Below are 14275 nucleotides of genomic sequence, written 5' to 3'. Positions count from 1 at the left end.
AAAGTCTTTTTTGATATTTATTATTTGGCAGCAACGGTTTCAGCAGCGTCATCCATTGAAAGAACTTCGTGGAAGACACGTTGAGTCAATTCTGTCTTTTGTTCTTTTGTAAGGTATTTAGTGTTGACACAATAACCTGAGATACGAACGATAACATCTTCACCATTCATAATTTTATCATAAACATCTTTAAGGTCCATGACGTTCAAGTTAACGTGTTGTCCACCGTTTTCGAAGTAACCATCAAGGATAGTTACCAAGTTATCAACTTGTTCATCGAATGTCTTACCAAGAGCGCGTGGAGAAACTTGAGTTGTAAGTGAGATACCATCTGCAGCATATGAGAAGTCAAGGCTAGCAAGAGAGTTCAAGTTTTGTAACCAACCACCACGAGCTTTGTTAGATGGGTTGGCACCCGGTGAGAAGAATTCAAGTTTAGAAAGGTTTACAGTACCATCTTCGTTGAGGTAAACCCCTTTGTGAACTGGAGAGTTACCAGTTTGTTTAGAGTAAGCAACGTTTGAAGTGATTGTAAGAAGTGATACAGTTGCTTCAGCGTTCTTGTAAAGTTTATGACGACGAAGGCGAGTAGTGTAAGCTTCAATCAACCATTCTGCAAGTTCGTTAGAACGTGGGTCATCTTCACCCCAACGTGGGTAGTCACCAGTAGTTTCGTAGTCATAGATGTAACCATTTTCGTCGCGGATTGGTTTTACAGTAGCGTATTTGATTGCTGACAATGTATCAACAGTGTTTGCAAATCCACAGATACCAAATCCCATGTTAGCACGTTGTTTAGTTGGTAAGAATGCCATTTGAACAGCTTCGTAGTTGTATTTATCAGTCATGTAGTGAATGATGTTAAGGGCATCTACATAAGTTGAAGTCAACCAATCAAGTGATTTTTCGAAGTTAGCTTTAACTGTTTCGAAATCAAGGATTTCGTCACGTACTGGTTCGATGTCAAATACTTTGTAGTCTTTGTGAACATCATCGTAACCACCGTTTAAACCAGTAAGAAGAGCTTTAAGGACGTTTACACGAGCACCGAAGTATTGGATGTTGTGACGTTGTTCTTCGTTTTCTGGGTCAAGTGGTGATACACAGCATGAGATACATGACATTTCACCGTAACCATCTTTAGCCATTGTTGTCACACCTTCATATTGGATTGAAGAGTGTTTGTGTGACATCTTCATGCAATAATGACGAAATGAGTATGGCAATTTATCAGTCCAAAGAACTGTCAAGTTTGGTTCTGGAGCGTTACCGATGTTATCGAGTGTGTGCAAGAAACGGTAGTCCATTTTAGTTACACGGTGACGACCGTCAGCACCCATACCAGCCATAGAAGTAGTGATGAATGTTGGGTCACCTGAGTAAAGTTCATCATAAGCTTTTGTACGTGCGAATTTAACAGTACGAAGTTTCAAGACAAAGTCATCAACAAATTCTTGAATTTCTGATTCTGTAAATGTACCACGAGCAAGGTCACGTTCTGCAAAGATGTCGAGAACAATTGGAACACGTCCTAGAGAAGTAGCGGCACCATTGATAACACGACACACCGCCATGAAAGCAATGTTAACCCATTGGATAGCTTCTTTAACGTTCATGGCTGGTTTACGAACATCAAGTCCGTAAAGGTCACCAAGTTTAACAACTTCACCAAGAGCTTGGTATTGCATGTTTACTTCTTCACGAAGACGGATTGACTCTTCGTCGATTTCAGTGATGGCGTTCCAGTCGTTAACTTTTTCTTGCATCAAGTAGTCAGCACCATAAAGAGCCAGACGTGCGTAAACACCGATGATACGTCCACGAGAGTAAGCATCCGGAAGACCAGTTACAGTGTGTGCGTGACGCGCACGGCGGATATTAGATGTATAAGCGCGGAAAATTCCGTCATTTACTGTAGTAGTATATTTTGTGAAAATTTCATGAACAGCAGGATCTGGTTCATAACCATGTTCTTTAAGTGCTGTTTCTGCCATACGGATACCACCTTTTGGCATGAAATTCAATTTGAACAACTCATCATTTTGAATACCGTAGATTAATTCATCGTCTTTTGAAATATAGCCGGCAGGAATATCTGCGATTGATGTTGGACGAGTGTCCATTGGGAAACGAGTTGCTTCGTATTTAGCTTTTGTATCTTCAATGATTTTTTTGATTTTAAGAGAGCGTTCAGTAGCTGGAGCTAAGAAGCTTTCATCATCATCATAAGGTGTGTAGTTAGCTTGTACGAAACGAGAAACGCTGGCTTTTTCTTTCCAGTCAGTACCTTTAAAGCCCTCCCAGGCTTTTTCAAAAACATCTGCATTTGTTTTAACAGTCGCCATAATGAGATTTCTCCTTAAATTCTAGTAGCTGTAACAAGTCATCTGTTACATTTACAATTATAAGTCTATCATAAAGGAAGCGTTTTCCCAATCGAAAAAATTGGAAAAAACTAGAAACTTTTCTAGAACAGTTTCAGAAAGTTGGCCAACTGTACTAGAAATTTGTAAATTTTGCTTGAAAGTAATGAAAATTGTTATAATAGAATCAGAAAGGATTGGATGATGCTTATTTTTCCATTAATTAATGATACTTCTCGAAAAATTATTCATATTGATATGGATGCCTTTTTTGCGTCAGTGGAAGAAAGGGATAATCCAGAACTCAAAGGAAAGCCTGTTATTATCGGTTCTGACCCACGTAAGACTGGTGGACGCGGTGTCGTGTCAACTTGTAACTATGAGGCGAGAAAATTTGGCGTGCATTCTGCCATGTCATCGATGGAAGCTTATGAGCGATGTCCACAGGCCATTTTCATTTCTGGTAACTACCAAAAATACCGAGAGATTGGAATGCAAATTCGTGAGATTTTCAAGCGTTACACAGACTTGGTTGAACCCATGTCCATTGATGAAGCTTACTTGGATGTCACTGAGAATAAATTAGGCATTAAATCTGCTATTAAAATCGCTAAAATGATTCAATATGATATTTGGCAAGAAGTTCACCTGACTTGTTCAGCAGGTGTCTCTTATAACAAATTCTTAGCAAAATTAGCTTCAGATTTTGATAAACCAAAAGGTTTGACATTGGTAATGCCAGAAGATGCCGAAGATTTCTTGAAAGAATTACCGGTTGAAAAATTTCATGGCGTGGGTAAGAAATCTGTTGAAAAACTACACCAACTTGGTGTTTATACAGGAGCAGATTTGTTAGAAATTCCTGAGATGACCTTGATTGATCATTTTGGGCGTTTTGGCTATGATTTGTACCGTAAAGCGCGTGGTATTTCTAATTCTCCTGTCAAACCCAATCGTATTCGAAAATCAATTGGAAGTGAGCGAACATATGGCAAGCTATTATACGATGACGCGGATATTAAATCAGAGATTTCTAAAAATGCACGTCGTGTTGTTAATAGCTTGGCACGTAATAATAAAATTGGTCGAATAGTTGTTTTGAAAGTTCGTTATGCTGACTTTTCAACATTGACCAAGCGTAAAACATTAGATGATGCCACTAATGATTTTGATATCATTGAACAAGCTGCTTATGAGATTTTTGACAGCTTGGAAGAATCCAAAGTTGGTGTGCGTCTTCTGGGGGTTACTATCATGGGATTAGAAGATAATATTCGTCCTTTAAATCTTTTCAAAAATTAAAATACCGTCTTAGTAAGTGCTGAGACGGTATTGTTTCTAAAAGACCTAGTTATTTATTACTTTCAGAATCATCAGCATCGTCTTTGTCTAAAAGTTGTGCAGCCTTATTGTATACATAGCCATAAAGTGCTAAGAAGACAAGTGGTAGAACAATACTAAATGGTGAAAGTGTCGCACCAAGGTAAATTGTAAAAGCAAAAGATACAAGGTTGCAAACAACAGTATAAATCAAGGCAATGCGGTAAGGTGACAAACTTGGTGCATCGTCTTTGATTTTTGCTAAGTTTTTAAATGCTAAAACAGCTACAAGAATATTTACGATAAGTGCAGCAACATAAAGAATAACATTCCCAAAATGTGCTGAGATTTCGATAGCTTGATAGCTTTCAGCATCTAATTGTGCTTTTAATTGATCAAGGTTGTTGACTAAAATAAAGTGACTAATAATAGAAACTACTTTAGCACCAGCGCCGAGAACATTTACCCAAGCGATGAAGAGCGTCCAAGAACGCAAAGATTGACGAATTTTTTCATATGGAACCATTTTAAACCTCCTAAAATAATGGTTAACTAATATGATAGTACGGCTATTATATCATAATATTTTTTTATGTAAACACTTTTATATCAGAAGATGTAAGCTTGTGAAAACCTTTAGTTTCAAGGGTTAAATCGTTTTATACTTCTAAATATTTTAGCTGTGAAATCAAAATTTGGAAGATTCCATTTTACTTTTTAAGTGATAAAAAAATAGGATTTCAATGGTTTAAAATCCTATTTTGAGTTATGAACGTTTAAAAAATTGTTCGATATCTTCTTGGGTAATACCGATCAACGGATCGATAAATGCCATATTTTCTTCTGTTAGGCGATAAATTTTTGGCTCTTCAGTTTCAAGTTCTTCCTCAATATCCAAGCTGAGTTGTTCAGCTTTTTTAGAAGAATTTTCTTCTTCGAAATTTGAAGGAGTGTTTTTAGCTGTTTCGTGTTTTTGAATTCCAGAATCAGTGATGCCCTCAGAAGAATCTATTTCAGGGAGTTCTTCGTCTCCTGTGAAACGTTCGACGAGGTAAGTGTTGCGTTTAGCACCTTCGCTTTTAATCGCGTAGTCAAAGGCAGCAATTTCTCCCAGCATGACTAGCTTACTTTTTGAGCGTGTAATGGCAGTATAGATAAGGTTACGCTGCAAGAGTCGGTGACTCTGACGTGTGATTGGCAGAATAACAACCTGAAATTCGCTACCTTGAGATTTGTGGATAGACATGGCGTAAGCCAGTGTGATTTTATGCCATTCGTTACGAGGATAGCTCACTTCAGTACCATCAAAAGACATAAACAGCTCGTCTTGCTTAGACTCGGTGTATTTGGCAGGAATAAGGTCAGTAATATAGCCGATATCACCGTTAAAGACATTGAGTTCGGCATCGTTGATGAGGTGGAGAACTTTGTCTCCCTTACGAAAATTCATCTCACCAAAGGCAAATGACAATTGGTCACCGAGTGGGTTTAACAAATCTTGGATAATCGTATTAAGGCGATTAATCCCAGCTGCTCCGCGGTACATGGGGGCAAGAATTTGAATTTCTTGTGGGCTGATACCACTTTTAATAGCTGCGCTGACAATCTTTGGAATCATCTCAGGAATGTATTGGGCGCTAGCTTCAAAATAAGAGCGGTCAGCTTTTTTCTGTGTGAAATCAGCTGGCAAGATGCCTTGTCTCATTTGATTGGCTAAAGTAACGATAGTTGAATCTTCGGACTGTCTAAAGATTTTTGTCAGTGCTAACTGCGGTAATTCTTTGATTTTCAATAAATCTGCCAAAACTTGTCCAGGTCCTACCGAAGGCAATTGGTCGCTATCTCCGACGATGATAACTTGAGTATTTGATGAAATAGAGCTAAACAGTTGGTTAGCAAGCCATGTATCGACCATTGAAAACTCATCGATGATAATCAAGTCACAATCAAGATAATCATCCATAGCTTGATAGTCATTATCGCCATTTAAGCCGAGGTGGCGGTGAATCGTGGCACTTGGTAAGCCAGTCAATTCGTTCATACGACGGGCTGCACGACCAGTCGGTGCTGCTAGAATGATTGGGATATCTTTTTTCTCAAGGTCAATGCGGTGAAGAGCAGCATAGGTCTCGATTAAACCGTTGATAACGGTCGTTTTTCCTGTTCCCGGTCCACCAGTTAGAATAAAGACTTTGCTTTGCAGGGCATTTTTGATAGCATCTTTTTGCACTTGGTCATAAGAAATCCCAAAATTTTCTTCGACTTCAGCGATTTCTTCTTCCAGTTCTTCGGCTGAAAATTGCTTAGACAGTGGGGTATCAAGGATACGCGTCAAATGTTTTTTGATACCTGCTTCAGCATAAAAGAGCGTGTTGTCAAAAATCTTAGTACCGATATTCTGCACCTTGTCTTCAGCAATAAGTGTGGATAACTCTTTAGCGACAGCTGCGGGGTCAAGTTCGATTTGTCGTGCTTCTTCAAGAATAGTGATGGCATTTTCTAATAAATCACGCGCCTCGACATAAGTATCGCCGTTTTCCACAGAAAGTTCGAATAATGTGTGGACAAGTGCCGCACGAAAACGTTGTGGAGAATCTGCTTCGATGCCTAACTGCTCAGCCAGTTGGTCAGCTATTTTAAACCCAATCCCTTGGATGTCTTCAACGAGTTGATAAGGATTTTCTTGGATAATGTCAAGACTTTCTTCTTTGTACTGGTTAAAAATCTCAAAAGCCACACGGTTAGTCAACCCATACTCAGCAAGTTTGGCAAGGATTTGCTCCGTACCATAATTGAGTTTTAATTTGGCAACAAAATTATCACGATTTTCCTTAGAAAGTCCTGAAATACTGTCGAGTTTACTTGGGTCTTCTAGAATTTTATCGATGGTGTCTTCGCCGTAGAGCTGCACGATTTTTTCAGCAGTTTTTTTCCCAATTCCTTTAAAGTGCTCGCTTGAAAAATATTTAATCAATCCAGATGAGCTTGGCTTTGAACGCTCGTAGCGCGTGAGTTTAAGCTGATCACCGTATTTTGGATGCTGGGTCAATTCACCCCAGAAAGTATAATTTTCTCCTTCAATGATTTCAGCCATTGTCCCTGTGACAATGATTTCAAAATCATCGAAATCAGAGTCAGTATCTTCGATTTCGAGTAGTACGATTTTAAAAAAGTTACTGGCATTTTCAAAAATAATACGCTCAACAATGCCAGAAAAGAAGTATTCCATAACTTGTCCTTACTTGATTACTATAGTGGCTTTATTATAACATTCGGAAATCTGATAGACAAACACTGCATAAAAAAGACTTAACTCAAGTGAGCTAAGCCTTCAATGATTTTTAGTTGACGCCTCCAATTTTTGAAAGTGGCCAGAAGCGGAATTTGACTTCACCAACGAGAGCTGATTTTTTAAAGGTACCAACTTCGCGGCTATCTTTTGAGACGATACGGTCATCACCTAGCAAGAAATAGCGACCTTTTGGAACTTTAACTGTAAATTCAGTGTTACCATCTTTATCAGTCGTAAAGGCATCTGAATTATCAACTAACTGTTGGAATAAAGTGTTGTAAGAGTAAATATCTTCCAAGTCACCATTGTCAAAAGCTTTTTTGTATTTGACTAAGTAAGGTTCACTTGTTTTCTTGCCATTGACATAAAGAACATCGTCTTTGTAAGTAATAGTATCACCTGGAAGTCCGATAACACGTTTTACGATTTCTTTTGTCTTTTTGCCTTCTTTTTCTTTTGCGACTACAATATCAAATCGGTCAATCGATGACGTTTTTAAAACGATTAAGCGTTCACCGTCAGCAAGTGTCGGGTCCATAGAATGTCCATCAACTCTGACAGGTTCGATGACAAAAATACGAAGGACAGCAAGTAGTAGGACAAAGAGGATGAAGAGTCCCCATTCTTTGATAAAATGTTTCATAAATCTTCCTCGACTTTATTTTAATAATTTTTGTGCTTTTTGAGTGTTTGCAAAGTGAAGTTTCGCGGTGTGCTCTAGACCAGGCATACCATATGCTGCTAGGATTTGGCTAGCAACTTTATCGGACTGGCTACCGGCACCACTTGGTAATTTATATTGGACTTCTTGACTGAGTTTATCCAAGTTTTCCAAGAAGAGATTGCGAGCGATGATTGAGCTGACTGCGACAGCAAGGTATTTGCCTTCAGCTTTTTCTTCAAGCGTGAGCGGATTGTTAAAATGATTGACTTCATTTTTTAGGTATTTTTCATAATTTTGACGGCTTGTAAAAGCATCGATAACGATTTTTTCAGGTTTTACACCATCTTGCAGAAGTAGAAAGATAGCTTGATTGTGGAGAGCCACCTTAACGGATACGGCATTATGCATTTTGCCTTTCCCGACAACTTGATTATACTTTTTCGGGGACAATAGCAGAGCTTTGTGCTTGATGTTTTTTTCTAAGATTGGAGCGATTTGTCGAATCTTACTATCGGTTAGATTTTTGGAATCATCAACACCGAGTTTTTTAAGCAGAGCATGGTCATCAGGTGTTACAAAACTAGCAACAACAGCTAAACCACCAAAATAAGACCCGTTTCCAACTTCGTCTGAACCGATAAGTGGCATGTTTTGCCCAGCTTGGCTGCTTTTCTCAGCTGGCTCAGAAGCTTTATAACCAAATTGGCTAGCAACCTCTTCAGCAGAACTGCCTTGAAAGACAACCTTACCAGAGGTGTAGGCAAGAACTGTGACGCCATTGATTTTTGCGGCGAAAGTGACGTAAGGGTTGTTGTTTGTGATTTGCTTACTAGCAAGTGTTTTGACTAAGTTTTGCAAGTCATTTTTCCCTAGTTTTATAACAATTGTATTCATGCTTTAATTGTAACATAAAAAGGTAGACAAAGTGGTAAAATAGCCGTTGAAAACTGCTATTTTCACGCTTACATTTTACGAAATGCCCATTTTAAGGTATAATGTCAAAGAGGTGACTATATGGAAAGCAAAAATCGTTATAAATTCGTCTTTGGAGAGAAGTCGCTCACATTAACAACAGATAAAGATAACCTCTTTATGGAAGAAGTTGAGCGTGTAGCCAAAGAAAAATACAATACAATCAAAGAAAAATTGCCACAAGCTGACAATGAAACTGTGGCTATTTTAATGGCTATCAATTCCCTTTCTACTCAGCTTAGTCGTGAGATTGAAGTTGAAAAAATGGAAAAAGAATTGATGGCGCTTCGTTCTGAGACAATTGACGATATTAAGGAGAAAGCCAGCAAGGCTGATTCTGAAGAGGAATAATATATATGTTATCAGTTTTTATTTTGCTGATTTTAGCTTGGCATTTTTATATTGGCTATTCACGTGGCATTATTTTGCAAGCTTATTATCTTGTAGCGAGTATTGTGTCATTAGTTGTAGCTAGTCGTTTTTACCAAGCGTTGTCGGAAAATTTGACTTTGTGGATTCCTTATTCAAATCCGAATCAAGGAGCCGTGGTAAATTTTTTCACCGATGTTAATATTTTTGATTTAGATAAAGTTTTTTATGCAGGGGTAGCTTTTACAGCTATTTATATGGTTGTCTATGCACTTTTTCGTTTACTAGGGATTATTGTGCATTTATTGCCGCTTCATCATTTTGATAATGTCAAGGTTAATTGTGTCAGTGGCGTTTTGGCGATTTTAGTAACACTGATATCTTGCAATCTCTTGTTGACATTACTTGCAACTGTTCCTATGTCAATGGTGCAGAATTTGCTATCAAGTAGTTGGTTAGCACGTCTAATTATTAATGATTTTCAGCCACTAGCGGGAATCATTAAGTCACTATGGGTGACAGCAATTTTAGGATAATGTAAAAGAGTCTGGGGTAGTTTATCTCAGACTTATTCAGTTTATATTTAAAGGAAAACACAAGTGCCAAATGGCGCTTGATGAGATGAGTTTTGGTATAATAGTGATATGAATAACAGAATTTTAGAACAGTTAGAATTTGATAAGGTCAAGCAACTTTTTGCTGGCTATTTACAAACTGAGCAAGGGCAGGAGGAATTACGTAAACTTTCTCCAATGACTGAACCAGATCGTATCTCACGTTCATTTGATGAAATGTCTGATATGGAGCAGATTTTCATTGAGCAACACGGATTTGGTCTTGGCAGTTTGCGTGATATTTCTGAAAGTATGCGTCGCTTAGAATTGGATGCTGATGTTAACGTTTCAGAGATTATCGACATCAAAAAAATCTTGCAAGTTTCTGCAGAAGTTAAACATTTTTACAATGATTTAGAAAATGTCGAGCTGCATGCGCTCAATAATCTTTTTGAAAAAATCGAACTTCTACCAAGTCTGCAGGGTAGTCTTCAAGCGATCAACGATGGCGGTTTTATTGAAAATTTTGCAAGTCATGAACTTGACCGTATTCGTCGTCAAATCAATCATGATGAAAGCCGCGTGCGTCAAGTTTTGCAAGATATTTTGAAAAAGCAAGCTGACCATTTGACAGAGACTTTGATTGCAAGCCGTAATGGTCGTGCAGTTTTACCTGTGAAAAATAGCTACCGCAATCGTATTTCAGGGGTTGTGCATGATATTTCAGCATCAGGAAGCACTGTTTATATTGAACCACGCGCCGTTGTCCAATTAAACGAAGAAATCACACAATTGCGCGCAGATGAACGTCATGAAATGGCACGTATTTTGCGTGAGTTGTCAAATATGCTTCGTCCGCATACTAATATTATTCGCAACAATGCTTGGGTTTTAGGACACTTGGATTTTGTACGTGCAAAATTTCTTTTCATGCAGGAAAACAAAGCAGTCGTTCCACAATTATCCACAGATAAGACCGTTCAGCTCTTACAAGCTCGTCACCCGCTGTTGACAAATCCTATCGCAAATGACCTTCATTTCCTTGATGAATTGACAGTGATCGTTATCACTGGTCCAAATACCGGTGGTAAAACCGTCATGTTGAAAACTTTGGGATTAGCGCAGCTTATGGCACAATCAGGACTTCCAATCCTAGCTGACAAAGGTAGTAAAGTTGCTGTTTTCAATGAGATTTTTGCTGACATCGGTGATGAACAATCTATCGAGCAAAGCCTGTCAACATTCTCAAGCCATATGACAAATATTGTGGATATCTTGGCAGCTGCTGATAAAGATAGCTTGGTCCTTGTGGATGAATTGGGGGCAGGAACTGACCCACAAGAAGGGGCAAGTCTTGCCATTTCAATCTTGGAGCATTTGCGTTTGACACAAGTGAAAACCATGGCAACAACTCACTATCCTGAACTAAAAGCTTACGGTATCGAGACAGAGTTTGTTGAAAATGCCAGCATGGAATTTGACACAGAGACTTTGAGCCCGACTTATCATTTCATGCAAGGTGTGCCAGGACGCTCAAATGCCTTTGAAATCGCTCGTCGTTTAGGTCTTGCAGAAGTGATTGTCAACGAAGCAGAGCGTTTGACGGATTCTGATACGGATGTTAACCGCATCATCGAACGTTTGGAAGAACAAACGCATGAAAGTCGCAAACGTCTTGACCATATCAAAGAAGTTGAACAAGATAACCTTAAATTCAATCGTGCAGTCAAGAAACTTTACAATGAATTCTCACATGCAAAAGACAAAGAACTTGAAAAAGCTTCTGCTAAGGCACAAGAAATTGTGGATAAAGCCATGGCTGAAAGTGAAGAAATCCTTAAAAATCTTCACCACAAAGCAAGTCTTAAACCACACGAAGTCATTGAAGCTAAAAGTCAGTTGAAAAAATTGGCACCTGAAGTTGATTTATCGAAAAATAAAGTTCTTAAGAAAGCTAAGAAATTGCGTGCACCGCGCGTGGGTGATGATATTATCGTCACAGCTTATGGTCAACGCGGAACCTTGATCAACCAAACGAAAAACGGTAAATGGGAAGCGCAAGTTGGTCTCATTAAGATGACGCTTAAAGAAGACGAATTTAGCCTTGTCAAAGTTCAAGAAGAAGTGCAAAAACCTAAGAAAAAACAAGTTCATGTTGTTAAGAAAAGCAAGAAATCAGCTGGACCACGTGCTCGACTTGACCTTCGTGGTAAACGTTATGAAGAAGCTATGCAAGAATTGGATGAATTTATCGACCAAGCCTTGCTTAATAACATGGCTCAAGTTGATATCATTCACGGTATCGGAACAGGTGTTATTCGTGAAGGGGTCACAAAATACCTTCGCCGCAACAAACATGTCAAATCATTCGGCTACGCCCCACAAAATGCAGGTGGCAGTGGCTGTACCATCGCAAATCTTGGTTAAATGTAAAAAGTCTAGGACTGTCCTAGGCTTTTTTGAGTTATTTTTAGTTGTGAGCAACCATAATTTTCAACTTCTTCCTATAAAAAAATAGCGGTTAGCGACTGAATTTTAACCGTTTACGACATTGACGTTCACAAGCAAGATTTTTTGGTATACTGAAATGTAACTTTAATGGAAGATACTTGTCTGCTTGATATCTTAGAAGAAGATAATCGTTGTTACGGTGGTATTGTGCGCCTTTCAAATGGTGAACTTAAAAAGATTACAGCTGATGTGACAGTTCTTGCCAGTGGTGGTGTTGGTGGTTTGTATACAAACAGTACAAACTTCAAACATTTAACTGGTGATGCGCTAGCGATTTCACTAAAACACGGTATCGAACTTAAGGATATGTCTTACGTGCAAATTTACCCAACAACACTCTACCAAGAAAATCCGAAAGAACGTTCATTTTTGATTTCTGAGTCTGTTCGTGGTGATATTCGTGTCCTTCTTTCAGGAGAACGCACTGCACTCAACTATCTTCAACGCATGAGCGGGATTGCGACTTACACGCATGAAATGACAGACCTTTTAAAAGATAGCCCGATTACGTTGCTTGATTCACGTAAAACAACGCCAAATAACCGTATTTTTGAAAAATATGCTATTAAAGTTGGTGGCGGTAAAAAACACCGTTACAACTTATCAGACGGTGTTTTGCTAAAAGATAATCACATCGATGCTGCTGGTGGTGTTAAAGAGGCAGTTCTTGCTGCTAAAGCTTATGCACCATCTGTCCGTAAAATCGAAATCGAAGTGGAAACACTTGATATGGTTAAAGAAACGGTTGAAGCTGGAGCTGATATCATTATGCTTGATAATATGGAATACGATGTTATGAAAGAAGCGGTAGCTTTGATTGATGGCAGAGCTGAAATCGAAATTTCAGGAAATGTCACTCGAGAAAATCTTGCTTCTTACACAGGTTTGGCAGTTCAATACGTGTCAAGCGGAGCGATTGCGCATTCAGCGAATATTCTGGATTTATCGCTTAAAAATTTGCATCCTGTTGAAAATTAAGTGGAAAATCTTTTGAAGAAATGATAAAAAAATCCCCAGCTCAATTGAGTTGGGGATTTGATGTTGATAACTAAAAAAGGAAAAATAATAGTCCAAAGATAATGCCAATAAGATAACCAGCCGCAACATCATGCGGGTAGTGAACTCCACCAATGACACGGCAAATAGCGATGACTAGCGATAAAACAAGGAAAAGAATTCCTAAAATCGGATTTAGTCGCCAAATAGCCATGCTGATAATCGTTGCTGAAAAGACGTGGCGACTTGGCATGGATTGACCTTTGGTGTCTTTTTTGATGAGGGGATTAATCTGCCAAGCTTCGTAAGGACGTGGTGTATTAATCATTTTTCGCATCAAGGATACAAGGATAAACGATACTCCAGGGATAAAGATAGCTGGGATAAGTTGGCTTTGCCGTTTGAAAAAAAGGTAAACAAGCAGTAGCGGATAGACCAGATACATGACTGCTGTTAATAGTCTGTTGATAAGTCTCAAACTGTGGACAGTGCGTGGATTTTTTCGGATTGGGTCAGTTATTTTGGCATAAAAATCAGCATAATTTTTCATAGGATTCCTCTGAGTAATGATAATTTTATTATAGCACATGAGCTAGAATAGGGGGAAAATGAGAATTTTTCCAAAAAAAGAAAATTCCGTAGCAATTAGTTGTCAAAATGGTAAATTTCCCGTAAAATAGGCTCATAAACTAATAGAAAAGGAAAAAGAACTTTGGGATGCTTGGCTGATTCGTATCCGTTTTTTATTGAAAAAACAAGTCAGCCCATTTAGAAGTTCTAGGTAATTATAATGGCACTTAATGTTACTGATGCTACATTTGAAGCAGAAACTAATGAAGGCCTTGTCCTTGTTGACTTTTGGGCAACATGGTGTGGTCCATGTATGATGCAAGCTCCAATCTTGGAACAATTGTCAGAAGAAATGGACGAAGACGAACTTAAAATCGTTAAAATCGATGTTGACGAAAATCCAGAAACAGCTCAAAAATTTGGTATCATGTCAATTCCAACATTGCTTTTCAAAAAAGATGGTGAAGTTGTGAAACAAGTTGCTGGTGTTCACACTAAAGACCAAATCAAAGCAATCGTTGCTGAATTGAGTTAATCAATTAAGGTCAGGGGTAACCCTGACTTTTTTGATAAAGTAATTTTGTCCTTGACTTGGAGTAGACTTCAAGGAATATAATGAGTGTGTTAAGAGATGGAACTCTAACATTTATTATCTTATCATTTG

General features: G+C 38.5%; 12 protein-coding genes. 6 read left to right on the top strand and 6 right to left on the bottom strand.

Features of this window, described 5'->3' with window-relative positions:
• Positions 1-20: 20 nt before the first annotated feature.
• Positions 21-2345 carry a formate C-acetyltransferase gene (gene pflB, locus HMPREF0819_RS05570; RefSeq protein WP_004233244.1) on the bottom strand — a complete coding sequence of 775 codons (2325 nt, stop codon included), beginning with the start codon at positions 2343-2345 and terminating at the stop codon, positions 21-23.
• Positions 2346-2567: 222 nt separating this feature from the next.
• Between pflB and dinB the strand changes: the two genes are divergently transcribed.
• Positions 2568-3665 carry a DNA polymerase IV gene (dinB, locus tag HMPREF0819_RS05565; RefSeq protein WP_044023367.1) on the top strand — a complete coding sequence of 366 codons (1098 nt, stop codon included), beginning with the start codon at positions 2568-2570 and terminating at the stop codon, positions 3663-3665.
• A gap of 49 nt (positions 3666-3714) precedes the next feature.
• Here the strand turns inward: dinB and HMPREF0819_RS05560 are convergent, their stop codons facing one another.
• The 4 genes from HMPREF0819_RS05560 to rnhC all read right to left on the bottom strand — a co-directional run bounded on the left by HMPREF0819_RS05560 (position 3715) and on the right by rnhC (position 8533).
• Positions 3715-4209, bottom strand: coding sequence for a hypothetical protein (locus HMPREF0819_RS05560; RefSeq protein ID WP_004233239.1), 495 nt, complete (start codon positions 4207-4209; stop codon positions 3715-3717).
• 240 nt (positions 4210-4449) lie between these two features.
• The gene (recD2, locus tag HMPREF0819_RS05555; protein ID WP_004233236.1) at positions 4450-6912 is read right to left on the bottom strand and encodes an SF1B family DNA helicase RecD2; all 2463 of its coding nucleotides are present in this window, start codon (positions 6910-6912) and stop codon (positions 4450-4452) included.
• A 112-nt stretch (positions 6913-7024) separates the two neighbouring features.
• On the bottom strand, positions 7025-7618 hold the full coding sequence (gene lepB, locus HMPREF0819_RS05550; RefSeq protein ID WP_004233232.1) for a signal peptidase I: 594 nt from the start codon (positions 7616-7618) through the stop codon (positions 7025-7027).
• 15 nt (positions 7619-7633) lie between these two features.
• Complete coding sequence (rnhC, locus tag HMPREF0819_RS05545; RefSeq protein ID WP_004233229.1) at positions 7634-8533, bottom strand: ribonuclease HIII; 900 nt, start codon at positions 8531-8533, stop codon at positions 7634-7636.
• Between the two features lie 120 nt (positions 8534-8653).
• On the opposite strand from rnhC, the gene HMPREF0819_RS05540 reads away from it, so the two are divergent.
• The 4 genes from HMPREF0819_RS05540 (at position 8654) to nadC (ending at position 13023) form a co-directional block, all read left to right on the top strand.
• The gene (locus tag HMPREF0819_RS05540; RefSeq protein WP_004233227.1) at positions 8654-8962 is read left to right on the top strand and encodes a hypothetical protein; all 309 of its coding nucleotides are present in this window, start codon (positions 8654-8656) and stop codon (positions 8960-8962) included.
• 5 nt (positions 8963-8967) lie between these two features.
• Positions 8968-9516: a CvpA family protein gene (locus HMPREF0819_RS05535; RefSeq protein ID WP_004233225.1), complete on the top strand. Its 549-nt coding sequence runs from the start codon at positions 8968-8970 to the stop codon at positions 9514-9516.
• 108 nt (positions 9517-9624) lie between these two features.
• Positions 9625-11961 (top strand): endonuclease MutS2, encoded by a 2337-nt coding sequence (locus tag HMPREF0819_RS05530; RefSeq protein WP_004233223.1) that lies wholly within the window; start codon positions 9625-9627, stop codon positions 11959-11961.
• A 171-nt stretch (positions 11962-12132) separates the two neighbouring features.
• A complete protein-coding gene (gene nadC, locus HMPREF0819_RS05525; protein WP_004233221.1) occupies positions 12133-13023 on the top strand; it encodes a carboxylating nicotinate-nucleotide diphosphorylase in 891 nt (296 codons plus the stop codon).
• Positions 13024-13093: 70 nt separating this feature from the next.
• Here the strand turns inward: nadC and HMPREF0819_RS05520 are convergent, their stop codons facing one another.
• Positions 13094-13591, bottom strand: coding sequence for a phosphatase PAP2 family protein (locus HMPREF0819_RS05520; RefSeq protein ID WP_044023366.1), 498 nt, complete (start codon positions 13589-13591; stop codon positions 13094-13096).
• Positions 13592-13831: 240 nt separating this feature from the next.
• Here HMPREF0819_RS05520 and trxA point away from each other — a divergent pair, with 240 nt between their 5' ends.
• Complete coding sequence (gene trxA, locus HMPREF0819_RS05515; RefSeq protein ID WP_004233217.1) at positions 13832-14146, top strand: thioredoxin; 315 nt, start codon at positions 13832-13834, stop codon at positions 14144-14146.
• Positions 14147-14275 lie beyond the last annotated feature (129 nt).

The sequence above is a fragment of the Streptococcus equinus ATCC 9812 genome (assembly GCF_000187265.1).
GTDB lineage: Bacteria > Bacillota > Bacilli > Lactobacillales > Streptococcaceae > Streptococcus > Streptococcus equinus.
Note: the sequence above shows the minus strand (reverse complement) of the source record. Positions and strands in the feature narration are given on the sequence as shown.